Annotated in this window: 23 protein-coding genes; 9 read left to right on the top strand and 14 right to left on the bottom strand. The window is 70.5% G+C overall.

Annotation, left to right across the window (positions count from 1 at the left end; all coding sequences use genetic code 11):
* Positions 1–137 precede the first annotated feature (137 nt).
* From ACWD5F_RS28410 to ACWD5F_RS28395, 4 genes are all read right to left on the bottom strand, one after another.
* Positions 138–995 carry a fumarylacetoacetate hydrolase family protein gene (locus tag ACWD5F_RS28410; protein WP_451258503.1) on the bottom strand — a complete coding sequence of 286 codons (858 nt, stop codon included), beginning with the start codon at positions 993–995 and terminating at the stop codon, positions 138–140.
* A 152-nt stretch (positions 996–1,147) separates the two neighbouring features.
* The gene (locus ACWD5F_RS28405; RefSeq protein ID WP_451258501.1) at positions 1,148–1,816 is read right to left on the bottom strand and encodes a YidC/Oxa1 family membrane protein insertase; all 669 of its coding nucleotides are present in this window, start codon (positions 1,814–1,816) and stop codon (positions 1,148–1,150) included.
* A gap of 82 nt (positions 1,817–1,898) precedes the next feature.
* Positions 1,899–2,222, bottom strand: a complete 324-nt coding sequence (locus tag ACWD5F_RS28400; RefSeq protein WP_451258499.1) for a DUF6412 domain-containing protein — start codon at positions 2,220–2,222, stop codon at positions 1,899–1,901.
* A 92-nt stretch (positions 2,223–2,314) separates the two neighbouring features.
* Positions 2,315–2,842 (bottom strand): winged helix-turn-helix transcriptional regulator, encoded by a 528-nt coding sequence (locus ACWD5F_RS28395; protein WP_401726954.1) that lies wholly within the window; start codon positions 2,840–2,842, stop codon positions 2,315–2,317.
* Positions 2,843–2,911: 69 nt separating this feature from the next.
* Here ACWD5F_RS28395 and ACWD5F_RS28390 point away from each other — a divergent pair, with 69 nt between their 5' ends.
* The gene (locus tag ACWD5F_RS28390) at positions 2,912–4,360 is read left to right on the top strand and encodes an MFS transporter (RefSeq protein WP_451258497.1); all 1,449 of its coding nucleotides are present in this window, start codon (positions 2,912–2,914) and stop codon (positions 4,358–4,360) included.
* Positions 4,361–4,381: 21 nt separating this feature from the next.
* Here the strand turns inward: ACWD5F_RS28390 and ACWD5F_RS28385 are convergent, their stop codons facing one another.
* Positions 4,382–5,179 (bottom strand): class E sortase, encoded by a 798-nt coding sequence (locus tag ACWD5F_RS28385; RefSeq protein ID WP_451258495.1) that lies wholly within the window; start codon positions 5,177–5,179, stop codon positions 4,382–4,384.
* Positions 5,180–5,468: 289 nt separating this feature from the next.
* On the opposite strand from ACWD5F_RS28385, the gene ACWD5F_RS28380 reads away from it, so the two are divergent.
* Complete coding sequence (locus ACWD5F_RS28380; protein ID WP_451258493.1) at positions 5,469–6,941, top strand: beta-1,6-galactanase; 1,473 nt, start codon at positions 5,469–5,471, stop codon at positions 6,939–6,941.
* A 41-nt stretch (positions 6,942–6,982) separates the two neighbouring features.
* On the opposite strand, the gene ACWD5F_RS28375 is transcribed toward ACWD5F_RS28380, so the two are convergent.
* Positions 6,983–7,291, bottom strand: a complete 309-nt coding sequence (locus ACWD5F_RS28375; RefSeq protein WP_451258491.1) for a DUF1905 domain-containing protein — start codon at positions 7,289–7,291, stop codon at positions 6,983–6,985.
* Positions 7,292–7,374: 83 nt separating this feature from the next.
* Between ACWD5F_RS28375 and ACWD5F_RS28370 the strand changes: the two genes are divergently transcribed.
* The 3 genes from ACWD5F_RS28370 (at position 7,375) to ACWD5F_RS28360 (ending at position 9,327) form a co-directional block, all read left to right on the top strand.
* Positions 7,375–8,394 (top strand): SEC-C domain-containing protein, encoded by a 1,020-nt coding sequence (locus tag ACWD5F_RS28370; protein WP_451258489.1) that lies wholly within the window; start codon positions 7,375–7,377, stop codon positions 8,392–8,394.
* A gap of 115 nt (positions 8,395–8,509) precedes the next feature.
* Positions 8,510–8,893 carry a very short patch repair endonuclease gene (locus ACWD5F_RS28365; RefSeq protein WP_451258916.1) on the top strand — a complete coding sequence of 128 codons (384 nt, stop codon included), beginning with the start codon at positions 8,510–8,512 and terminating at the stop codon, positions 8,891–8,893.
* 26 nt (positions 8,894–8,919) lie between these two features.
* Positions 8,920–9,327, top strand: a complete 408-nt coding sequence (locus ACWD5F_RS28360) for a Scr1 family TA system antitoxin-like transcriptional regulator (protein ID WP_451258487.1) — start codon at positions 8,920–8,922, stop codon at positions 9,325–9,327.
* Here ACWD5F_RS28360 and ACWD5F_RS28355 read toward each other — a convergent pair.
* Positions 9,309–9,701: a hypothetical protein gene (locus ACWD5F_RS28355; RefSeq protein ID WP_451258485.1), complete on the bottom strand. Its 393-nt coding sequence runs from the start codon at positions 9,699–9,701 to the stop codon at positions 9,309–9,311. The two genes, ACWD5F_RS28360 and ACWD5F_RS28355, sit on opposite strands and share 19 nt — an antisense overlap.
* A gap of 26 nt (positions 9,702–9,727) precedes the next feature.
* Entirely contained in the window at positions 9,728–10,189 is a 462-nt protein-coding gene (locus ACWD5F_RS28350) for a MarR family winged helix-turn-helix transcriptional regulator (protein ID WP_451258483.1), read from the bottom strand.
* Positions 10,190–10,250: 61 nt separating this feature from the next.
* Between ACWD5F_RS28350 and ACWD5F_RS28345 the strand changes: the two genes are divergently transcribed.
* From ACWD5F_RS28345 to ACWD5F_RS28335, 3 genes are all read left to right on the top strand, one after another.
* Positions 10,251–11,051, top strand: a complete 801-nt coding sequence (locus tag ACWD5F_RS28345; RefSeq protein ID WP_451258481.1) for an alpha/beta fold hydrolase — start codon at positions 10,251–10,253, stop codon at positions 11,049–11,051.
* A gap of 181 nt (positions 11,052–11,232) precedes the next feature.
* Positions 11,233–11,535 (top strand): hypothetical protein, encoded by a 303-nt coding sequence (locus ACWD5F_RS28340; protein WP_450351492.1) that lies wholly within the window; start codon positions 11,233–11,235, stop codon positions 11,533–11,535.
* Between the two features lie 98 nt (positions 11,536–11,633).
* The gene (locus ACWD5F_RS28335; protein WP_451258479.1) at positions 11,634–13,175 is read left to right on the top strand and encodes an alginate lyase family protein; all 1,542 of its coding nucleotides are present in this window, start codon (positions 11,634–11,636) and stop codon (positions 13,173–13,175) included.
* Here the strand turns inward: ACWD5F_RS28335 and ACWD5F_RS28330 are convergent.
* Both ACWD5F_RS28330 and ACWD5F_RS28325 read right to left on the bottom strand, forming a co-directional pair.
* Positions 13,153–14,709 carry an MFS transporter gene (locus ACWD5F_RS28330; protein WP_451258477.1) on the bottom strand — a complete coding sequence of 519 codons (1,557 nt, stop codon included), beginning with the start codon at positions 14,707–14,709 and terminating at the stop codon, positions 13,153–13,155. The genes ACWD5F_RS28335 and ACWD5F_RS28330 overlap by 23 nt on opposite strands.
* A gap of 77 nt (positions 14,710–14,786) precedes the next feature.
* Complete coding sequence (locus ACWD5F_RS28325) at positions 14,787–16,199, bottom strand: DUF445 domain-containing protein (RefSeq protein ID WP_451258475.1); 1,413 nt, start codon at positions 16,197–16,199, stop codon at positions 14,787–14,789.
* 139 nt (positions 16,200–16,338) lie between these two features.
* On the opposite strand from ACWD5F_RS28325, the gene ACWD5F_RS28320 reads away from it, so the two are divergent.
* The gene (locus ACWD5F_RS28320) at positions 16,339–17,703 is read left to right on the top strand and encodes an SGNH/GDSL hydrolase family protein (protein WP_451258473.1); all 1,365 of its coding nucleotides are present in this window, start codon (positions 16,339–16,341) and stop codon (positions 17,701–17,703) included.
* A 19-nt stretch (positions 17,704–17,722) separates the two neighbouring features.
* Here ACWD5F_RS28320 and ACWD5F_RS28315 read toward each other — a convergent pair whose 3' ends face one another.
* Genes ACWD5F_RS28315 through ACWD5F_RS28300 form a run of 4 tightly spaced genes read right to left on the bottom strand, consistent with a single transcriptional unit; the run spans position 17,723 to position 21,381 of the window.
* Complete coding sequence (locus ACWD5F_RS28315; protein WP_451258471.1) at positions 17,723–18,619, bottom strand: DUF1707 SHOCT-like domain-containing protein; 897 nt, start codon at positions 18,617–18,619, stop codon at positions 17,723–17,725.
* A gap of 33 nt (positions 18,620–18,652) precedes the next feature.
* Positions 18,653–19,750 carry an ABC transporter ATP-binding protein gene (locus ACWD5F_RS28310; RefSeq protein WP_451258469.1) on the bottom strand — a complete coding sequence of 366 codons (1,098 nt, stop codon included), beginning with the start codon at positions 19,748–19,750 and terminating at the stop codon, positions 18,653–18,655.
* 10 nt (positions 19,751–19,760) lie between these two features.
* Positions 19,761–20,537, bottom strand: coding sequence for an ABC transporter permease (locus tag ACWD5F_RS28305; RefSeq protein ID WP_451258914.1), 777 nt, complete (start codon positions 20,535–20,537; stop codon positions 19,761–19,763).
* Positions 20,538–20,574: 37 nt separating this feature from the next.
* The gene (locus ACWD5F_RS28300; RefSeq protein WP_451258467.1) at positions 20,575–21,381 is read right to left on the bottom strand and encodes an ABC transporter permease; all 807 of its coding nucleotides are present in this window, start codon (positions 21,379–21,381) and stop codon (positions 20,575–20,577) included.
* Between the last annotated feature and the right edge of the window lie 85 nt (positions 21,382–21,466).

Genomic DNA, 21,466 nt, shown 5'->3' with positions numbered 1-21,466 from the left:
GCGGTGCTTCGGCTTTCAGGGGCGCGGGGCTGTGTCGACATGCGGCTCCGCCGCGTGGGCGCGACCAGCCACGCACGGCCTGCGGCCGACAACTCACCCGCACCACCCGCTGTTTCCCGGCCGACCCGGTGGAACGCCTACGCGTTCTTGAACTCCTGTCGTTGCCTGCCGAGGCCGGCGATCTCCAGTTCCACCACGTCTCCGGCCCGCAGGTACGGCTTGGGCTCGGGCTGTCCGAGGGCGACTCCCGCCGGCGTACCGGTGTTGATGACGTCCCCGGGGTACAGCGTCATGAACTGGCTGACGTAGCGCACGACTTCGCCCACCGGGAAGATCTGCTCGGCCGTGGTGCCGTTCTGCTTCAGCTCCCCGTTGACCCACAGCTTCAGCGACAGGTCCTGCGGATCCGGCACCTCGTCCGCCGTCACGAGCCACGGTCCGAGCGGGTTGAACGTCTCGCAGTTCTTGCCCTTGTCCCAGGTCCCGCCCCGCTCGATCTGGAACTCCCGCTCGGACACGTCGTGCGCCACCGCGTACCCGGCGACATGCGCGAGCCCGTCCTCGGCGGACTCCAGATACCGGGCCGTACGCCCGATGACGACCGCCAGCTCGACCTCCCAGTCGGTCTTCACCGACCCGCGCGGCACCAGCACGGTGTCGTGCGGCCCGATCACCGTGTCCGCCGCCTTGAAGAAGATGACGGGCTCGGCGGGCGGCTGGGCCCCGGTCTCACGGGCGTGGTCGTGGTAGTTCAGCCCGATGCACACGACCTTGCCGATCCGCGCGAGCGGCGGCCCGACCCGCAGCCCCGCCGCGTCCAGCACGGGCAGCTCACCGCCCTCGGCGGCGGCCCGGATCCGACCGAGCGCCGCGCCGTCGGCGAGCACCGCCCCGTCAATGTCGGCCACGACCCCCGAGAGGTCCCGCAGGACCCCCTCGGCGTCGAGCACCGCGGGCTTCTCCGCTCCCGCCGTACCGACTCGCAGCAGCTTCATCGTCACCATCTCCCTCGATCGCGTGCGGTCGACCGATGGGTGCAGCCATCGGAGGACTGGTCGATCCTCCAAGCTCAGCGTGCGGTATGCAAGAGCTGGTTCACGTACTGGACCGTAGCCTTCCCCTGCCGACGGCGGACGGTCTGCGCGGCTCATCGATAAAGCGCGGCCCGCTCCACCGCACTCCACGCCGTGCTGGTCACCACGTACAGCGCGGCGGCGAGCGGCACCACCGCCACGGTGACGAGCGTGAAGAAGGACATGTACGGCATGACCTTCAACGCCGCGGGGCCGTCCGTGTCCATCGTCCTCTTGGTGCGCCGGTAGTTGAAGCCGGCCACGGCCGCGACCACCGCGAACAGGCCGACGTACACGAGCCCCGCGGCCCCGAACAGCCCGCCGGCATCAAGGGCGTCCATCCAGCGCCCACCCAACGGCGCGGCGAACAGCCGGTGGGACAGCAGGGCGTCCCCCTCGGTCGAGAACAGCCGGTAGAGCAGGAAGAACGCCGGCAGTTGCAGAAGGCTCGGCAGGCACCCCGACAGCGGTGACACCTTCTCCTCGGCATGCAGGTCGAGCACCGCCTGCTGGAGCTTCTCGGGCTGCTTCGCGTACCGCTTGCGCAACTCGGCGAGCTGCGGCCGGAGTCGGGCCTGGGCCTGCTGCCCGCGCGCGGCGGCCCTGGACAGGGGATGGACGAGCAGCCGTACCAAGGCGGTGAACAGGACGATCGCGGCGGCTGCCGCAGTGGCGCCGAACAACGGCTGAAGCAGGTCGGCGAGTTGCTCGACGACCTGGGCGAACGCTGAGAGAACAGACATGGTTGAGCCCTCCGAGGGTCATGCCGGGAACTGGACATGGCGGCATGGCGACCCAAGAGGGCGACTACATAAGAGAGTTGCCCTACGCGACGGTCGCCGGGAGGGCGTGTCCTGGGGCTCGGGGGCGGGTGCGCCCCCTGGCGTCGGGATCGCGTTGCGGCAGGAAGGCCGTACGCCGGGCCCGGTCCCGGATGGCCGTACGCACCCGGGTGGGCGGTACGGCGGGCGCGGAGCGCGCGGTGAGCAGGGCACAGGCGGCGAGCGCGGAACCGACTGCGGCGGTGGCGGCGAGCGCGACGGCCGCGGTGAGACTGCCGGTGTCGAGCAGGGCGAGCTGGAGCAGGAGGACGAGGAAGAAGGGGGCGGCGAGGGAGGCGGGACGCGGGAACGCGCGGTACCTGCTCATGCCCTCCCCCTTCCGTCGTACGAAATCCCTCGTACGAAATCCGTCGCACGACGTCCGCCGTACGAACCGAACTCCTGCTGCTCTCCCTGCCGTTATACAGGAACCGTCTCGATCGGCTCCAGCAGTCGCTTCGGCTTGAGGAGTGCGCGGCCGACCGGGTCCGTCGGGTTCGGGTCGAGGCCGGCGCCCGGCACCATGACGACGTCCGCGACGGGTACGACGCCTCCGCAGGCGGGGCATTCGCCGTACGGCCCGAGTTCGGTGCCGCAGTCGACGTGCTCGAAGCGGCGCAGCTGGGTCTCGCTGAAGTGCTCGCGGCCCCAGCGGCCGAGGGAGCGGACCGTCGGCCACAGGGCGATGCCGCGCTCGGTGATGACGTACTCGTCGCGCGGCGGCGACTGCTGGTAGCGGCGCTTCTCCAGGAGCCCCTCCGTGGTCAGCATCTGGAGGCGGGCGGCGAGGACCGCGCGCGGGATGCCGAGGTGGGTGAGGAAGTCGTTGTAGCGCCGGACGCCGTAGAGGGCGTCGCGGATCACCAGGAGTGTCCAGCGCTCGCCGATGACCTCCAGGGCGCGGGCGAGTGAGCACTCCTGGGTCGCGTAGTCCTTGCCGAGTGCCATGGCGTCCACTGTAGCGACTTTTCGACGTCTTGGTTCGATGAATGAACCCACGATGCTACGGTGCTCCACATGACAAGGTTCAATGAACGAACCCTCACGGGGGCCGACACATCGGCCGACGCATCGACCGACGCACCGGCCAACGCGCCGATCAGCCCGACACCAGCCCCGCCCGCCGCCGAGGCGCCCCCGCACCCACGGGCCACCCTCGCCCTGACCAGCGCGGCGACCGCCGTGGCGCTGATGACGTACACCGCGCCGCTGGTCACGCTCCCGGACACGGCGGCCGACCTGCACACCGCGGTCTCCGCGCAGGCGTGGCTCATCAACGGCACCCCGCTCGGCCTCGCCGCCCTCCTCCTGGTCGCCGGCAGCCTCGCCGACGACTACGGCCGCCGGCGGATCTTCCTGGCCGGCACGCTGACGCTGGGCATCACGACGGCGCTGGGCGCCCTGGCCTCCTCCACCTTGCTGTTCACGCTGGCCCGGGTCGCGCAGGGCGCGGCGAGCGCGGCCGTCCTGGCGAGCAGCCTGGGCCTGCTGGTGCACGCCTTCCCGAGTCCGCGCGGACGGCTGCACGCGACGGGTGTGTGGGGAGCGTTCGTGAGCGGCGGCATCGCGGTGGGCCCGGTGGTGGCGGGCGCGATAGGCGACTGGCGGGTCTCGTACGTCGTCCTGGGCGCGGCGGCGGTGCTGGTGGCGGGCCTGGCGACCCGGCGGCTGACGGAGTCGCGGTCACCGCGGGGCGGCCGCCCGGACATCCTGGGCGCCCTGACCTTCGGACTGGCGCTGGTCGCGCTGGTGGCCGCGCTCACGCTGGGCCGGGACGGCTGGCTGCGTCCGCAGGTGGGCCTGCTGTTCCTCGCGGCCGTGGCCCTGCTGGCCGTCTTCACCCGCCTGGAACACCGCACGGCGACCCCCATGATCGACCTGTCCCTGCTGCGCCACCGGCCCTTCCTGGCCTCGTCCGCGGGCGGTCTGTTCACGGGGCTCGCGGTGATCGGCCTGTTCAGCTTCATGCCGACCGTGTTCCAGCAGACGCTCGGCCTGTCCGGGATGGACACGGCGTGGCTGCTCCTGCTCTGGTCCGGCCTGTCCTTCACGGTCGCCCTCCAGGCCAAGCGCCTCTCGGGCCGCGTCCCGGCCCGCCCCCAACTGGCCGTCGGCTTCGCCCTGCACGCGGCCGGCGTCCTGACCATGCTGGGCGCGATCGACTCCGGCTCCTGGCAGCGCCTGCTCCCGGGGCTGATCCTCAGCGGCATCGGCAGCGGCCTCCTCAACGCGGCGCTGCCCCTCCTGGCGGTGGACTCCGTCCCGGCGGCCCGCGCCGCGATGGGCTCCGGCGCCCAGCAGACCCTCCGCTACATCGGCTCCTGCGCCGGCGTCGCCCTGACGATCGCGATCGTCACGTCCTCGGGCGGCGGCCTGGGCCACGGCACGAATGTGGCGATGGTGGTCTCGGCGGTGCTGTCGGTCGTCGCGGTGGGGGCGGTGCTGGCGCTGCGGGAGCGGGGCTGACGGTTCGGGTGAGTCAGGGCGTCACGCCCGCAGCCGCATCGACACCAGCTTCCCCCACACCACCAGCCGATACCGGGACGTGTACTCGGGCGTGCAGGTGGTGAGGGTGATGTAGTAACCGGGCTGCCTGTACCCGTACTTGGGCTTCACGAGGGAACGCGGGACGGCCCGTACGACCCCGGAGTCCCGCGCCGAGGTCTGCGGCAGCGTCTTGTCCACGACGTACGTGTAGGTCGCCCCGGCCGTCTCCACCTCCACCACGTCCTTGGCCCGCAGCCGGTTGATGTACCGGAAGGGCTCGCCGTGGGTGTTGCGATGCCCGGCGAGGGCGAAGTTGCCTGCCTGGCCGGGCTGTTGGGTGCCCGGGTAGTGGCCGACGTACCCCTTGTTGAGGACGTCCTGCTTGCCGACGCCCTCGGCTACGGGGACGCGGAGGCCGAGGCGGGGGATCGTGAGGATGGCGTAGGCCTGGGACCAACTGGGCGTGGATTGCCGGGTGTCGGTGGTACGCCGATCAGTGCCGTCGGCGTCGCCGGCACCAGCACCGGTCCCGTCGCTCGGCGACGTGGGCGCGACGGACGTATCACCGGAGCCGCCCCCGTCACCCGACCCACCCCCGTTCCCCCACTGCCGCTCCAGCGCCTCCACCTTCCGCTCGGCCCCGCGCCGGGCCTCCCGGTTGGTCCACCACAGCTGGTGGACGACGAGCAGGAGCAGCACCACCCCCACGGTGACGAGGACTTCACCCCCGCCCCACCACACCTGCCAGCGCCGCGCACTCCGCCGTCGGCTGCCGTGCTGCACCACGGGAACGCGCATCGGGACTCGCACCTCCTCGACGGGCCGCCCGCACGAGGGCCGCCCGCACGATAGGCGCCGGCCGGCCAAGTCACCAGGCACAAGGGCCGTTCGACACTTCGTACATAGGTTTTAGAAAGGGCTGTCGCAACCCTCGACAACCCCGCACGGCACACCCGATGCTTCGACGTGGCATGAACGGGACAGGCCACCACGCCGGGCCCAAGGCCGTTTCAGGACCCGGAGGTTCAAGGACCCGTGGTCCAGGGACCGGTCGACCGAGCCCGTCGAGCGAAGCGGAGAAGCAGCCATGATCCGACGCAGAACCCTGCTGGCCGCAGCCGGCGGCGGCCTCCTGGGCAGTGCCCTGGCGACCGGCACCGCGCACGCGGACGCGACCGTCGCCGTCACCCCCGGTACGTCGTGGGGGACTTGGGAGGGCTGGGGCACCTCCCTGGCCTGGTGGGCCAATGTCTTCGGCGCGCGGGACGACTTCGCCGACATCTTCTTCACCACCAAGTCGACGACGTACAACGGCACTTCGCTCCCCGGCCTGGGCCTGAACATCGCCCGGTACAACCTGGGCGCGTGCAGCTGGAACTCGGTGAACGGCGAGTCGATGGTCGCCTCCCCGAACATCCCCGGGTTCAAGCAGATCGAGGGCTTCTGGCAGGACTGGAACAACGAGGACCCCACCTCCTCGGCCTGGGACTGGACGGCGGACGCGAACCAGCGCGCGATGCTGGTGAAGGCGACGGCGCGCGGCGCGACCAGCGAGCTGTTCGCCAACTCCCCCATGTGGTGGATGTGTTCCAACCACAACCCGTCCGGCGCGGCCGGCGGCGGCAACAACCTCCAGACCTGGAACTACCGCCAGCACGCCTCCCACCTCGCCGCGGTGGCCCTCTACGCCAAGAACAACTGGGGCGTGAACTTCGCGACGGTCGACGCCTTCAACGAACCCTCGTCCTCCTGGTGGACGGCGACCGGCACGCAGGAGGGCTGTCACATGGACGCGACGGTCCAGTCGGCCGTACTGCCGTATCTGCGCAGCGAGTTGAACACCCGCGGCCTCACCGCCACGAAGATCTCCGCCTCCGACGAGACGAGCTACGACCTCGCCCGCACCACCTGGAACTCCTTCAGCTCCACGACGAAGGGGTATGTGAACCGGGTCAACGTCCACGGGTACCAAGGCTCGGGCGGGCGCCGGGACCTGCTCTACACGGACGTCGTGACGACGGCCGGCAAGGCCCTGTGGAACTCGGAGACCGGCGACAACGACGGCACCGGCTACACCATGGCCTTCAACCTCCTCTACGACTTCCGCTGGCTCCACCCCACCGCCTGGGTGTACTGGCAGGTCATGGACCCGTCCTCGAACTGGGCGATGATCGCGTACGACGCGGACACGCTGGCGGCGGGCGCGGTGACGACGAAGTACTACGTGATGGCCCAGTTCAGCCGCCATCTGCGCCCCGGCATGCGGATCCTCGACACGGGCGTCAGCTACGCCACCGCCGCCTACGACGCGACCGCCAAGCGTCTGGTCATCGTCGCCCTCAACACCGCGACCACCGCCCAGACCCTCACCTTCAACCTCTCCAACTTCACGACGGTGACCGGCGGTTCGGGCGGCCTGGTGCCGCGCTGGAACACGGTGACGACGGGCGGGGACCAGTACAAGGCGTACTCGGACACGTACGTGAGCGGGAAGACGGTGGCGGTGCCGTTCGCGGCGAAGGCGGTGCAGACGTTGCAGATCGACGGGGTGACGATCTGACGTCTGGCTGACGTCCGGCTGACGTCTGGGCCGGAGACCGCTCAGAGACCGTGGGGATGACCGTCCAGTCGGATGTTCATCTCCACGGTGACCTCGTCCCCGGCGGAGATGCCCTGCGGCACCCGCACGGCGTTCTTCAAGGGCAGCAGATAGCCGCCTTCCCGGGGAAAGAGCGAGGTACCGAAGTCGACCTCCCCGATCCGCGCCTCCACCGGAATCACCCCCCACCCGTACGTGGCCATGGCGGCCACCTCACGGATGTCGGCGCATTCCTCGTCCGGTACCGGGACAAAGTAGTACGGAGCGGGCCCACGCCACTCGATCACCGGCCCGGAGAACACAAGTCGCATGCCCCCAGTCTCCTCCCCTTCTCCATCGGTGCTGGCCTGCGGATATCTCTCCTTTGTCACCCGTCGGCAGTACGGTGTCCCCCATGCGCCCCGACACGCCTGCCGAGAACGTCGACCACACCGCCGAAGCGGCACGCCTGGAGCGGACCGCCGGCCGGTATCCCGAGGACGCCGAGGCCCTGCTCCTGCAGGCCGCGGCCCACCTGGAACTGTCCGGCGACCGCCCCGCCGCGACCGCGCTCTACGACCGTCTGCTGTCCTCGAACGACACTCTGGACGACCCCCACCTGGTACGGGCCCTCAAGGCCTCGAACCTGTGGGAGTACGGCCATGAGGCCGAGGCCCGCGCGATCATCGACGGCGTCCGCGCGGCGGCCCCGCGCGACCCGGCCCCCTGGGTGATCGTGGCCGAGGCCCTGGAGTCGCACGACGAGCTGGAGGCGGCCCAGGAGACGTTCTCGGAGGGCGCGGGTCTCCTCCTGGCGGACGTCCAGGAACCCCCGTACTCCACCCACCCGCTGCTCTTCGGCCGCCACCGCGTGCGCCGCATGCTGGGCGTGGCCCACGACGAGTGGGACATGCTGGCCGACACCCTGCACTCCTCCCCCGTCTCCCTGGACGAACTCCACGACCCCAAGCGCGTCTGGTCCCTGGGCTCGGACAACCCCGCGGAACTGGAGGCCGAGATCTCCCGCCTGCGCGCGGAACTGGGCACCTACCGCGAGGCCCTCTCCCGCCCGTTCCCGGTGGCGGTCCTGCACTGGCCGACGACGGAACTGGCGGAACTGGTGTCGGACTACCCGACCCTGTCCACCGAATACCCGTCCCACGAGGCGCACTTGGCGACGATAGAGGCGTCACTTCGGGAACTGGCGGCTTCCGGGACTCCGAACCTCGGGATCGTGACGGGCACAGTCCCGTCGTACGAGGCCTTCGCGGCGTCGGAGGGCTCGTCCCCGGCAGACGCGGACCTGCTGCCGCAGTATGCGACGACGCTGGCTGCGCGGGGGCGGGCTGTGGCTTGGCCGCCGCAGCGGGGGGCTGTTTGTTGGTGTGGGTCGGGGCGGGGGTATGGGGAGTGTCACGGGGCCCTGGGAGCGTGACTCGGCGCCTCACCTGACCACTTGCCCGGCAGTCATGATTCGTGACGACGTGCATTCGTGAGGTTCGAAGACAGTGAACAGCGTGACGCCGTCCTCTCCCGACGTCTCAGCTCGTATGAGCAGGCAGGCGAGCAAGGACACAGGGGCCGAGCTGGCCGTACGACGACTGCTGCACGCGGCCGGGCTGCGTTACCGGGTGGAGTACCCGGTGCCCGGCATGGCTCGGCGCCGGCTCGACGTGGCGTTCACTCGGGCGAAGGTGGCCGTTTTGATCGACGGGTGTTTCTGGCACGGGTGCCCGGTGCACGCGACACAGCCGAAGGCCAATGCGGAGTGGTGGCGCCAGAAGTTGGACCGGAACATCGCTCGCGACCGGGAGACGACCGCGCACCTGGTCGCGCAGGGGTGGACAGTGCTGCGTTTCTGGGAGCACGAGGACCCTGACTCAGTGGCCGCGCGGGTGTCGGCCACTGTGGAGCGGCGGCGTACAGACAGGTAGTCGACTTCCTCAGGATTTCGGACGACGTGCCGGCGGGAGTCGCCGAGCGGATGGAGCGGCAGCAGGTGCTCTACGACGGCGAGCACCACTACGACGTCACCCTCGGCGAGCAGGGGCTGTACACGAACATCGGCGGCTCGGAAGTGATGCGGGGGCAACTGGAGCGGCTGCTCCGCGAGATCGACCTCCCCTCGCTCACCCTCGGCATCCTCCCTGCCGCCGCCGAGGTCGGCGTCGTTCCCATGCCGGGCTTCAATATGTACGACGGCAGTTGGGCTCACTACGAGCTTGTCTCCAGAGGCGTTGACATCACCGATCCTGCTGAACTCGCCCTCCGCGAAAAGGCCTGCGCCGCCCTCAGCGGTGTCGCGTCCTACGGCGATGCCGCCAAGCGGCTCGTCCGCAAGGCGTTGGCTTACTGGGGCGATGCCTGAATCAGCGGATAGTTGAAAGGCCCTGCAACCCTCTCGAAGGCCTCAAGCGTGATCGCCGGGACGAAGACCGAGTCACCCTCCATGCCCTCCGGAAGATGCCCCCGCATTTCCTCGCGGCACAGGAAGGTTCCGTCGGGGAGGAGAAGCGCGCCAACCCGGTCCGCCAGTTCGATGATGACCTTCCAGACGTCACCGACCTGCGGACGATGCACCCCGATGTCCCAGTCGGCGACGAAGATCTCGACCTCGCTGCCGTCCTTCGCTCGGATCCAGAACTCGGTGTCGTCCCCGCCGGTCTTCTCCGGCTCGGCGACGTACGGCGCAAGGAGTGCGCGGATCGCGTCCATGTCCGGTCGGGTCACCTCGCCGTTCACGAAGCTGTAGATGCCGAGGCTGTAGCTCACTTCGCCGGCCCCCCGGCCTCGGAAGCCATCTCGTTCAACCGTTCCAGCAGCGCCAGCAACGCCTCCCGATCCCCCTCCCCCAACCCCGCGAAACACTCCCCCAACACCTCGTCCGCCACCGCCTGCCCCGCCTTCAACACCCGCTCCCCCGCCGGAGTCAGATGGTGTTCGATACGACGACCCCGCCCCGGCCGCCGTTCGATCAACGCCTGCGCGGCGAGACGCGTCGCCAGCGTGCCGAAGGACTGTTCCGTCTGGAAGGTCTCGGCGGACAGTTCGCGCGCCGAGGAACCCGGCGTGCGGGCGATCGCCCGTAGCGCGTCCCATTGGGCCAGGGTCGTGCCGACGGCCGCCAACGCGCTGTCCAGGGCGCGGTGTTGGCGATACTGGGCCTGCTTGACCGCTCGGCCGAGCAGTTGGAGTTGCGATGGGTGGTGAAGAGGCAGGTCATCCGGCATGGGGGAAGTTTACCTCAAGACTAAGCTTCCTTATATAAGGATGTTTAGTTAGAGTGAGTGCATGACCTCCGAGAACATCTCCCAGGCGTACTCCGTGTACCCCGACCTGCCCCTCACCGTCACCGAAACCGGCCCAGCCGACGGCCGCCCCGTTCTCGTCCTGCACGGCGGCGGAGGCCCCTTCACCGTCGCCGGTATCGCCCAGCACCTCGCCGAGGGCGGCGCCCGCGTTCTCACCCCCGTACACCCCGGCTGGAACGGCAATCCCCGTCCCGACTGGCTCACCGGCATCGACGATCTCGCCCTCGCCTACCTCCACCTCCTCCAGGACCTCGATCTGAAGGACGTCCTCGTCGTCGGCTCGTCCCTCGGGGGATGGATCGCCGCCGAGATGGCCGTACGAGACGTCGAGCAGGAGCGCGTCGGCGGTGTCGTGCTCATCAACTCCGCCGGGGTGTACGTCGAAGGCGAACCGATCGTCGACTTCTTCTCCCTCGATCCGCGCGCCGCCGCCGAGTTGTCCTGGCACGATCCCGATCGCTTCTACGTCGATCCGGCCACCGTTCCTGCCGAGCAACTCGCCGCCCGCCAGGCCAACATGGCGACCATGCGGGTCCTCGCCGGTGAACCCAACATGCACGACCCGAAGTTGTTGCGCCGGCTCGGTCGGGTGCGGCAGCCCGCGTTGGTGGTGTGGGGCGAGAGTGACGGGCTTTTCACCGCCGCCTACGGCGCCGCGTACGCGTCCGCCTTCGGGGACGGGCGGTTCGAGCTCGTGCCCAAGGCCGGTCATCTGCCGCAGCTCGAACAGCCTGAGGTCACGTTCCGGCTCATCGACGAGCACCTCGATCGGACAGCTTGAGGGCGCGGGCCGCAGGCCGGCCTCCTGGACGCCCCCTCGCCCTCGCCCCTCGCCCCTGGACCCCTCGCCCTCGCCCCTCGACCCCCTTGACCTCGCCCCGCCCTCACACCCCTGGCCCGCGCGGGTTAGCCTCGGGCCACAGCAGTCACAAGGCTCAGGTCGCACGGCTCAGGAGGCACGCATGGCCAAGGTTCCCAGCGCGGTGGTCGCCGCGGGCGGGCTTGTCGGTGGGTACGGCGTGGCTCGCTGGACGCGGAAGCGGGAGCTCGGTGGGGCCGTACTGGCCGTCGCCGGGGCCGCGGCCGCACAGCAGTGGCGGCGGCAGGCCGGCGGGAAGGCAGCCGGGGCGCTGACCGGTGCCTACGTCGCCGCCTTCGCCGCGTCGCATCCGCTGGCCAAGAAGGTGGGCGCCTGGCCCGCCGTCTTCGGCGTCGCCGGTGCCGTGGCACTGGCCTCGTGGGCGGTGGCCGACCGCCGGGGGTAGCGCCCCCACGCGCAACGAGACGCAGGACTCCGCGGCGTCGGCGGAGACCCAGGCGCCAGTTTTCGTTATCGGTCCCCGCCCCCGTACGTCTCCGGCGCATGCACCCCACACAACACCCCAGCCACCGCGCCCTCGCCTCCGCCCTCACCCGCCGTACCCTCCTCAAGGCCACCGGCACCGCAGCCGTTGCCGCCACCCTCACCACCACAACCGCCGCCCCCGCAAGCGCCGCCGGCGGCTACGCCCACCCCGGTCTCCTTCACACCCGCGCCGACCTGGCCCGTATGGCCGCGAAGGTGGAGGCAGGCAAGGCCCCTTACGCCGCCGGGTACGCCAAGCTCACCGCCAACCGGCATGCGCAGAGCGGGTGGGCGGCGAACCCGCAGGCCACGGTCTACCGGGGCAGCGGTACGCCGCAGAACTACGCGACCCTCTACAACGACGTCCACGCCGCCTACCAGAACGCCCTGCGCTACCACGTCGGCGGCGACAGCGCCCACGCCGACACCGCCGTCGCGATCCTCAACTCCTGGTCGTCCAAGCTGACTTCGGTGCAGGGGTCGGCCGACCGGTTCCTGGCCGCCGGGCTGTACGGGTACCAGTTCGCGAACGCCGCCGAACTCGTCCGGGATCACGGCGACTTCGAGCTGGGCCGGTTCCAGGAGATGCTCAGCAAGTTCTTCGCGCCGCTCAGCGACAGCTTCCTGGTCAAGCACAACGACGCCGTCGTCACCAACTACTGGACCAACTGGGATCTCACGGCCGTCGCCTGCGTCCTCGCCACCGGGATCTTCTGCGACGACAAGGCTCAAGTCGCCCGCGCCGTCGATTACTTCAAGCATGGTGCGGGGCTCGGATCCGTCCGCAACGCCATTCCCGTGCTGCACGAGGACGGGCTGGGTGAGTGGTTGGAGGCCGGGCGCGATCAGGGGCACGCCCTGCTCGGTGTCGGGCTCATGGGCACCGTCTGCGAGATGGCGTGGAATCAGGGGATCGACCTGTACGGGTACGACGACAGCCGGTTCCTCAAGGGCGCCCAGTACGTGGCGAAGTGGAGCATGGGCGGGCAGGTGCCGTACACGCCCAACACCCGACGGAAGGGTGCCGTCGCGGGGTGGTCGGGCAGCGAGACCGCGAGCGCCGCGGCCGGCGTCGACCCGGCCATGACCCGGCCCATCTGGGCGATGATCGCCAACCACTACACCAAGCGGCGCGGGCTCTCGGCCACCTACCTCACGCAGATCGCCGCCAGGTCCGCCCCCGAGGGTGGCGGCGGCGACTACGGGCCCAACAGCGGCGGGTACGACCAACTCGGCTTCGGCACGCTGGCGTTCACGCGGGACAAGGTGACCGCGGGCGCCGGTCCCGCCCCGATCGGGACGCCCACATCGACGCCCGCACCGACGGCCACCGCGTCCGGCGCCGGCACGGACACGGGCGCCAACTCCCGTACCGGCTCCGGCCCCCGCCCCCAGTCCGCCGCCGCCCCCTCCGCCTCCCCGAACTCCACCGGCGACCTCGCCACCACCGGCTCGGGTGACGTCATCGGATGGGCAGCGGCCGCAGGCCTCACGACCGTCGCCGGAGGCCTGCTTCTGATGCGCCGTCGGGACCGGGTCAGGCGGGACGCCCACCAATAGGCGTACCCGGAGGCCCGGACTCACCGGAACCGCCCGAACTCCCGGGCTTCCCCGCCCCCTTCACCGCCGCACCCGCCTTCGCCACCACCGCGGTCAACGGCGTGGCGATGTCCTCCAGCGACCTCCGCTCCGCGTTCACCGCGAGGAACGCCGCGACGATCCCCGCCGCGCACATCAGCCCCGCGCCGATCTGGAAGGCGAGGGTCGTGTCGCCGACGACGCCGGAGTCGGTGAGGTCGGCGAAGACGAGGGGGCCGGTGATGCCGCCGGCGGCGGTGCCGATGGCGTAGAAGAAGGCGATGGACATGGCGCGGGTCTCCATCGGGAAGATCTCGGAGACCGTGAGGTAGGCGCTGGAGGCGCCGGCGGAGGCGAAGAACAGGACCGCGCACCAACACGCCGTCAGGGTCGTCGCGTTGAGCGAGCCGCGGTCGAAGAGCCAGGCCGTGCCGAAGAGGAGGAGGCCGGAGAGGAGGTACGTCGACGAGATCATCGTCCGGCGGCCGACGGTGTCGAAGAGCTTGCCCAGCAGCAGGGGGCCGAAGAAGTTGCCGACCGCGATCACCGCGAAGTAGTAGCCGGTGTTCCCGGTCGGGACGTCGTAGAACTTCGTCAGGATCGCGCCGAAGCCGAAGGTGATCGCGTTGTAGAGGAACGCCTGGCCGATGAAGAGGGAGAAGCCGAGCACCGAGCGTTTGCGGTAGTCGGAGAAGAGGGTGCGGCCGATCTCCAGGAAGCTGATGCTCTTGCGCTGGTGGATGGTGATCTCGCCCTCGGGGGCGGGGAGTTGTTCGCCCTGCTCCGCCTCGATCCGCTCCTCGATCGAGGAGACGATGCGTTCCGCCTCGTCCTCCTTGCCGTGGATCAGCAGCCACCGTGGGCTCTCGGGCACGTGTCGTCGTACGAGAAGGATCACCAGGGCGAGGACGGCGCCGAGCGCGAAGGTCAGGCGCCAGCCCACGTCGGCCGGCAGGATCGCGGTGTTCAGCGCGACGATCGAGAGCAGGGAGCCGAAGACCGCGCCCACCCAGAAGCTGCCGTTGATGATGAGGTCGACGCGCCCGCGGTGGTAGGCGGGGATCAGTTCGTCGATGGCGGAGTTGATCGCCGCGTACTCGCCGCCGATGCCGAAGCCGGTCAGGAAGCGGAAGGCGAAGAACCACCAGGTCTGGAAGGAGATCGCCGTCAGGGCGGTGGCCGCCAGATACACGATCAGGGTGATCATGAACAGTTTTTTGCGGCCGTAGCGGTCGGTCAGGCGGCCCCAGAAGAGGGCGCCGGAGCAGGCACCGGCCACGTACAGCGCGGCGGCGATACCGGTGACCTCGCCGGAGGTGATCGGCAGTCCGCTGCCGGGCTCGGACAGGCGTCCTGCGATGTTGCCGACGACCGTGACCTCCAGGCCGTCGAGGATCCACACCGTGCCGAGGCCGATGACGATCGTCCAGTGCCAGCGCGACCAGGGCAGCCGGTCGAGGCGGGCGGGAATGCTGGTGGTCACGATGCGGCCGTCTTCGGCCTGAGCGGTGGCCATGGGCTCCCTCCTCATCGAGCGAACCATCCGGCGGAACCTCCGTCGGAACGTTCGCCGAGTGCCCCCACCAGCCCGCTCTACGCCCCCAGCCCTCGCGACACCGCATAGATCAGCAAGCCCACCAGCGACCCCACCACCGTGCCATTGATCCGGATGAACTGCAGGTCACGGCCGATGTGTGCCTCGATCTTCTTCGTCGTGTGCTCGGCGTCCCAGCTCGCCACGGTGTCCGTGATCAGGGAGGTGATCTCACCCCGGTAGGTGGTGACGACGTACACCGCCGCGCCCTCCACCCAGCCGTCGACCTTGGCCTGGAGCTTGGCGTCCACGGCCATCCGCGCGCCCAGCGAGAGCAGCGAGGCCCGTACGCGCAGCCGCAGCTCGCTGCGCTCGTCCTCGGCCGCCGAGACGATCATCGAGCGTACGGAGGTCCAGGCCGAGGCGATCAGGTCCTGGACCTCGCCGCGGCCCAGCACCTCGCCCTTGAGCCGTTCGATCCGCGCGCGGGTCTCGGTGTCGGACTGGAGGTCGGAGGCGAAGTCGGTGAGGAAGCGGTCGAGGGCGCCGCGCGCGGGGTGGGAGGGCATGTCCCGCATCTCGGTGACGAAGCGCAGCAGCTCCTTGTAGACGCGCTCGCCGACCTTCTTGTCGACGAACCGCGGGGTCCAGCCGGGCGCCCCGCCCTGGACGGCGTCCATGACCTGCTCGTCGTGCAGGATCAGCCAGTCGTGCGCGCGGGTGACGATCAGGTCGACGACCCGCTTGTGGCCGCCGTCGGCGACGATCTTCTCCAGCATCTTGCCGATGCCGGGGGCGATCTCCTGGGCGTCGGCCCGGCGGGTGATCGCCTCGCCGACGATCGCCTGGACGTCGGAGTCGCGCAGGACGGTGAGGGCGCCGCGCAGGGCGGCCGAGAGTTCCGCCGTCACGCGGTCCGCGTGGTCGGGGTCGGCCAGCCAGACGCCGAGCCGGCTGCCGATGCCGACGGCGCGCAGCCGCTGTCGTACGACGTCCTGGGAGAGGAAGTTCTCCCCGACGAACTCGCCCAGGGAGATGCCGAGTTGGTCCTTCTTGGTCGGGATGATCGCGGTGTGCGGGATGGGCAGGCCGAGCGGGTGGCGGAAGAGCGCGGTGACCGCGAACCAGTCCGCCATCGCGCCGACCATGCCGGCCTCGGCCGCCGCGGCGACGTAGTCGGCCCAGACCCCGGCGCCCTCGTGGGAGGCCCACTTGGCGAGGACGTAGACGACGGCCACGAACAGCAGCAGCCCGGTCGCGGTGAGTTTCATCCGGCGCACCCCGCGCCGCTTCTCCTCGTCGGCGGGGCTGAACGTCGTCATGGTGCGGGCGGCCGGGGCGGGCGTGGCCGGATCGGCGCGGTTATCCGCCGGGGCGGACCGGGCATGCTTCATGGCGACGTCGCTTGATCCCGCTTCATCCGGATTCGTACGTTCCATTCGCTCCACCCGTTCGTGATCCCTTGCACACATTGTCCCTTCCTGACCGACTCCCGGAACGGAACAGGAGTTCCCGCCGTCTGTCGGGAGGGGGAATTCGTGACGAACTCCGGCGGCCCAGTGGGGGCCCTGGTCGACTACCCCTCATCACACCTGAGGAGACACGCACCGCATGGCCAGGACCAACGCCGGGGGTGTGGGGGTGTCCCCCACAAAGCACCGCGCCCTGCTGGCGGCGATCGTCGCCCTGATCGTGGGGATCTCGGCCGCCATCTACGCCGGTGCCGCCACCGCCGACGGCCACGCGGGCCGCAGCGCGCTCGCCCAGGGACGCACCCCGCACAACTCCGCCGCCCCCGCCTCCACCGGCACCTGGGTCGGCTCCTGGTCCGCGTCCCCGGCCGGCGCCGAACCCGGCACCGAGACCGTCGGTCTGGCCGGGCGTTCGGTGCGCAACGTCGTGCACGCGAGCGTGGGCGGCACCAGCGCCCGCGTCACGCTGTCCAACCTCTACGGGCAGTCGGCGCTGACCCTCACCAACGCGTCGATCGCCGTCGCCGCCGGGAGCCGCGGCGCGGCCGCCGGCGCGCAGTCGATGGTGCGGCTGACCTTCGGCGGCGCGACCACCGTCGTCATCCCGGCCGGCGGCCAGGTGCTGAGCGACGCGGTCCGCATCGTAATCCCGCAGGGCGGCGACGTCCTGGTCACCACGTACTCGCCCACCGCGTCCGGCCCGGTCACATACCACCCGCACGCCCGCCAGATCTCCTACGTCGCCGACGGCGACCTCACCGAGGACGTCACCGGTGCCGCGTACACCGAGCAGACGGGGTTCTGGCGCTATCTGACCGCGCTGGACGTGCTGAGCAACGAGTCGGACGGCACCGTGGTCGCCTTCGGGGACTCGCTCACCGACGGCATCACCTCCACCAACGACACCAACCGCCGCTGGACGGACGTCCTCTCGCAGCGGCTGCGTACGGCCGTCGGGTCCGGCCAGGACGTGCCCCGCTACAGCGTGATCAACCAGGGCATCAGCGGCAACCGGATCCTCACCGGCGGCCTCGGCCGCCCCGCCGACAACCCGAGCGGCCTCGACCGCTACGCCCGTGACGTGCTCTCCCGTACCAACGTCAAGGTCGTGATCATCGACCTCGGCGTCAACGACATCCTGCGCAACCCGCAGCTCGCCGACCCGGACCGGATCGTCGAGGGCCTGCGCACCCTGGTCCGGGAGGCCCACGCCCGCGGCATCAAGGTCGTCGGCGCCACCCTGATGCCCTTCCGGGGGCACCGCGGCTACTCCGGGGACCGGGACGCCGTACGGCAGCAGGTCAACGCGGAGATCCGCTCGGGGCGCGTGTTCGACGCCGTGGTCGACTTCGACCGCGCCCTGCGCGACCCGTACGACCCGCGCCGGCTGCGCTCCGACTACGACTCCGGCGACCACCTCCACCCCAGCGACAAGGGGTACGCGCGGATGGCGGCGGCCTTCGACCTGGACGACCTGAAGGGCTCGGCGCCGGCGGAGCTGTGACACCTGGCCGGAGGCGGTGTCAGTAGTCCCCGAACCGTCGCCGGTCCCGCTCCTCGCGGCGCTCCCGGCGGCGTTCCTCCTGCTGCTCGCGGCGTTCCTCCTGGCGTTCGCGGCGGGGGTCGCGGTGGCGGCCGTCGAGCATGCGGTGATGGTGGCCGAGGATGCGCTGGTGGTCGTCGTACCGGTCGTCCGGGTCGTCCAGGTCCAGGTCGTCGTGGGCGGATTCCGGCAGCTCTCGGCCGGAGGCCTTGCGCTCCAGCTTCTCCCTGCGGCGCTCCTCCTTCAGGCGGCGCCGCTCCTCGCGGGTCAGTTTGCGCTCGACGTCGACGCCGCCCCAGAAGGCGAAGCCGGTGACGATCACGCGCGGCGCCCCCGGGTCGCCGGGCACGCCGTCCTCGCGGCTGTCGAAGGCGCCCATGATCCCGATGCCGCGCACGACGACCTCGACGCCGGGCGGCACGGTCACGTTCACCCCGCCCATGATCGCGACGCAGTTGATCACGACCTCGCGGTCCGCGAAGTTCGCCTCGCGCAGGTCGATGTCACCGCCGCCCCAGAAACAGAAGGAGTTGAACCGCTTGGGCACGGTCCAGCGTCCCTTGCGCTGGAAGCCGGACATCACGGCGACGGCCCAGGTCGACGAACCCTCGCCGCCGACGATCCGGCCGGCCCAACTCCCGTCGCCCACCGGCCCCTTGACCATGTTCACCGGCGGCGGGACGACACCGGGGGCCGGCAGATCGCGGGTGATCGGCGTCAGTTCGCCGTACGTCCGCGCCTTGTACGTGGCCTCCAGCCGCTCCTCGAACTCCTCCATGTCGAGGCGGCCCTCCGCGAGGGCGTCCCGCAGGATCTCCGAGACTCGCTCACGGTCGGCGTCGGAGGCGCGAAGCTCCGGGACTGCGTCGTCGGTCATGTACAGCAGCCTACGAGGTCGCTCCGGCGAGGGCTACGAGACCGCTTCCTCGGCCTGTTCCGGCGGGGAATCGGCCGGTCCGGGCGCGGATTCGCGGGCATCCCCCAAGGAATGCAGCATCTTGGCGATGACCACCTCGATGTCCGGCTCGCGCACCGACAGGTCCACCAGCGGATACTCCGCCGCGATCCGCGCGACCAGCGGCGCCGCGGAGCCCGACGCCGGGAACGCCAGCCACTGGCGCGGCCCCTCCACCTTCACCACCCGCGCGTCCGGGACCTCGATCGGCGGCAGCTCCCGCTCCAGGTCCACCACCAGCGTCCGCTCGCTCTCCCCCACCTCGTGCAGCCCGGCCAGCGGACCGTCGTACATCATGCGCCCGTGGTCGATGACCATCACCCGCGAGCAGAGCTGCTCGATGTCCTGGAGGTCGTGCGTGGTCAGCAGGACCGTCGTGCCCCGCTCGGTGTTCAACTCCCGCAGAAAACCCCGCACCTTGGCCTTGGACATGACGTCCAGACCGATCGTCGGCTCGTCGAGGTACAGCACCTCCGGATCGTGCAGCAGCGCCGCCGCGATGTCCCCCCGCATCCGCTGCCCCAGCGACAGCTGACGCACGGGCACGTCCAACAGGTCGGCCAGCTCCAGGAGTTCGACACAACGGTCGAGGTTCTCGCGGTAACGCGCGTCCGGGATGCGGTACATGCGGTGCATCAGCTTGTACGAGTCGATCAGCGGCAGGTCCCACCACAGCGTCGTACGCTGCCCGAACACCACGCCGATCCGGTGCGCCAGGCGCGTGCGCTCACGGGAGGGGTCGATGCCGGCCACCCGCAGCCGGCCGCCGCTCGGCGTGAGGATGCCGGTCAGCATCTTGATGGTCGTCGACTTCCCGGCGCCGTTCGGGCCGATGTAGCCGACCATCTCGCCGCGCGCGACGGTGAAGGAGATGCCGTCGACGGCCCGGACCTGCCGGCGCTCCCGCTTGAGGAAACCGGTCTTCCGGCGGACGTCGAAGACCTTCTCGACCCGGTCGAGTTCGATGAAGGGGTCCCCTGTCCGAGGGTCCCCTGTCCGAGGGTCCCTTGTCTGAGGGTTCGTCGCTTGAGGGTCCGTCGCTTGAGGGTCCATCGTCTGCTCGCTAACTCCCCGTACTCCGATAGGACCTGAGACCCGCCCGCCAGGCGACTCCCGAGAGCGCGCAGCAGGCGGCCGCCACCAACGGCGACACGAACGCCGCCCACTGCGGCAGCCCCAGGGGCAGCGGGCGCCCCAACACATAGGCCGCGGGCACCCAGTTGACGAAGGCCAGCGGCAGCACGAACGTCACCCCGCGCACCAGCTCCTGGCCGAAGACGGTGGGCGGGTACTGCAACAGCGTCGTGCCGCCGTACGTGAACGCGTTCATCACCTCCGACCCGTCCTGCGCCACGAACTGGAAGGCCGCGCCCGCCACGAACACCGCGCAGAAGATCCCCGCGCCGCTCAGCACGATCACCGGCATCAGCGCCACCTTCACCGGCGTCCAGCCGATGTCGACGCTCAGCAGGGCGTACCCGAGCACCAACGCCCCCTGCGTGACCCGCCCCAGGCGGCGCAGCCCGAAGCGGTCGGCGGCCACCTGCGCGAGCACCGGCGCGGGGCGCACGAGCAGCGTGTCCAGCGTGCCGTCCCGAACTCGCTGACCCAGCCGCTCCATCGAGCCGATCGCCAGATCCGCGAGACCGAACGCGACGGACGACAGGCCGTACAGGAAGGCCACTTCGGCCAGCGGCCAGCCGCCGAGCACGTCGACCCGCGAGAACATCAGCAGGATCGCCACGAAGTCCAGCCCGGTGACCGCGAAGCTGGCGAACGTCGTCATCACGAAGGACGCGCGGTACGCCATCGTGGAGCGGATCCACATCGCCGCGATCATGCGATAGGTGCGCAGCCCGTCGACCACCGCGCTCGTGTCAGCCACCCTGAACGACCACCCTCCGCGTCGCCACCGACTGGAGGAGCCGCCCGGCCGCCAGCAGCACCACCGCCCACGCCCCCTGGAAGGCGAAGGTCGACCACGGGTCCGCCTCCCCCAGCAGCACGTCGGCCGGTTTCTGCAGCAGCGCCGACCAGGGCAGCATCCGTACGACCTCGCCGAGCGCGCCCGGGAACACGTTCAGCGGCAGCACCATCCCCGAGCAGAAGAACCCGACGAGCATCGCCAGGTGCGTCACGCCCGTGCCCTCCAGCAGCCAGAACGTGAGCAGCGCGACCAGGTACCGGATGCCGAAACCGACCACCATGCCCAGCACGACGGTCACCAGGAACGCGGCCCAGGTCACCCAGGAGCCCGGCAGCGCCACCGGAAACACCAGTGCGCCGAAGGCGAACGGGATCACGCCCCGGCCGAGCAACTGGAACAGGGCGCGCCCCACGTCGGCCGCCAGCCACCACAGCTGGAGATCCGCGGGCCGGTACAGGTCGGTCGCGATGTCCCCGGTGCGGATCCGTTCCATCAGCTCGTTCTCGACCCCGCCGCCCCCGATCGCCAGCGCCGCGAGCAGCGCCTGCCCGAGCCACACGTAGGTGACGGCCTGCGCCTGGTCGTACCCGCCCAGATGCGGCCGCTCGTCCCACAGCGCCAGATACGTGTACACGAGGATCAGCCCGAACACGGTGTTGGTGAACACCCCCGCCGCGGTGGCCGCCCGGTACGTCGAGTACCGCTTCAGACCTCCCGCCGCGACGGCCGCGTACAACCGTCCCGAGCCCACCTTCAACGACCTCCCAGGCCCGCAAGACACCGAAGCGCAGGAGCTCAGGGCCTGGCTTTCGGATCAGCTCGGCGTCGCGGGCCCTGGCACG

Source organism: Streptomyces sp. NPDC002499, from assembly GCF_053595415.1.
This window is presented reverse-complemented; position numbering and strand designations above follow the sequence as displayed.

Excerpts from the sequence above, each read along its gene's own strand:
- ACWD5F_RS28410 (WP_451258503.1), bottom strand. The coding sequence starts at position 995 with ATGAAGCTGCTGCGAGTCGGTACGGCGGGAGCGGAGAAGCCCGCGGTG.
- ACWD5F_RS28405 (WP_451258501.1), bottom strand. The coding sequence starts at position 1,816 with ATGTCTGTTCTCTCAGCGTTCGCCCAGGTCGTCGAGCAACTCGCCGAC.
- ACWD5F_RS28400 (WP_451258499.1), bottom strand. The coding sequence starts at position 2,222 with ATGAGCAGGTACCGCGCGTTCCCGCGTCCCGCCTCCCTCGCCGCCCCC.
- ACWD5F_RS28395 (WP_401726954.1), bottom strand. The coding sequence starts at position 2,842 with ATGGCACTCGGCAAGGACTACGCGACCCAGGAGTGCTCACTCGCCCGC.
- ACWD5F_RS28390 (WP_451258497.1), top strand. The coding sequence starts at position 2,912 with ATGACAAGGTTCAATGAACGAACCCTCACGGGGGCCGACACATCGGCC.
- ACWD5F_RS28385 (WP_451258495.1), bottom strand. The coding sequence starts at position 5,179 with ATGCGCGTTCCCGTGGTGCAGCACGGCAGCCGACGGCGGAGTGCGCGG.
- ACWD5F_RS28380 (WP_451258493.1), top strand. The coding sequence starts at position 5,469 with ATGATCCGACGCAGAACCCTGCTGGCCGCAGCCGGCGGCGGCCTCCTG.
- ACWD5F_RS28375 (WP_451258491.1), bottom strand. The coding sequence starts at position 7,291 with ATGCGACTTGTGTTCTCCGGGCCGGTGATCGAGTGGCGTGGGCCCGCT.
- ACWD5F_RS28370 (WP_451258489.1), top strand. The coding sequence starts at position 7,375 with ATGCGCCCCGACACGCCTGCCGAGAACGTCGACCACACCGCCGAAGCG.
- ACWD5F_RS28365 (WP_451258916.1), top strand. The coding sequence starts at position 8,510 with ATGAGCAGGCAGGCGAGCAAGGACACAGGGGCCGAGCTGGCCGTACGA.
- ACWD5F_RS28350 (WP_451258483.1), bottom strand. The coding sequence starts at position 10,189 with ATGCCGGATGACCTGCCTCTTCACCACCCATCGCAACTCCAACTGCTC.
- ACWD5F_RS28345 (WP_451258481.1), top strand. The coding sequence starts at position 10,251 with ATGACCTCCGAGAACATCTCCCAGGCGTACTCCGTGTACCCCGACCTG.
- ACWD5F_RS28340 (WP_450351492.1), top strand. The coding sequence starts at position 11,233 with ATGGCCAAGGTTCCCAGCGCGGTGGTCGCCGCGGGCGGGCTTGTCGGT.
- ACWD5F_RS28335 (WP_451258479.1), top strand. The coding sequence starts at position 11,634 with ATGCACCCCACACAACACCCCAGCCACCGCGCCCTCGCCTCCGCCCTC.
- ACWD5F_RS28330 (WP_451258477.1), bottom strand. The coding sequence starts at position 14,709 with ATGGCCACCGCTCAGGCCGAAGACGGCCGCATCGTGACCACCAGCATT.
- ACWD5F_RS28325 (WP_451258475.1), bottom strand. The coding sequence starts at position 16,199 with ATGTGTGCAAGGGATCACGAACGGGTGGAGCGAATGGAACGTACGAAT.
- ACWD5F_RS28320 (WP_451258473.1), top strand. The coding sequence starts at position 16,339 with ATGGCCAGGACCAACGCCGGGGGTGTGGGGGTGTCCCCCACAAAGCAC.
- ACWD5F_RS28315 (WP_451258471.1), bottom strand. The coding sequence starts at position 18,619 with ATGACCGACGACGCAGTCCCGGAGCTTCGCGCCTCCGACGCCGACCGT.
- ACWD5F_RS28310 (WP_451258469.1), bottom strand. The coding sequence starts at position 19,750 with ATGGACCCTCAAGCGACGGACCCTCAAGCGACGAACCCTCAGACAAGG.
- ACWD5F_RS28305 (WP_451258914.1), bottom strand. The coding sequence starts at position 20,537 with ATGATCGCGGCGATGTGGATCCGCTCCACGATGGCGTACCGCGCGTCC.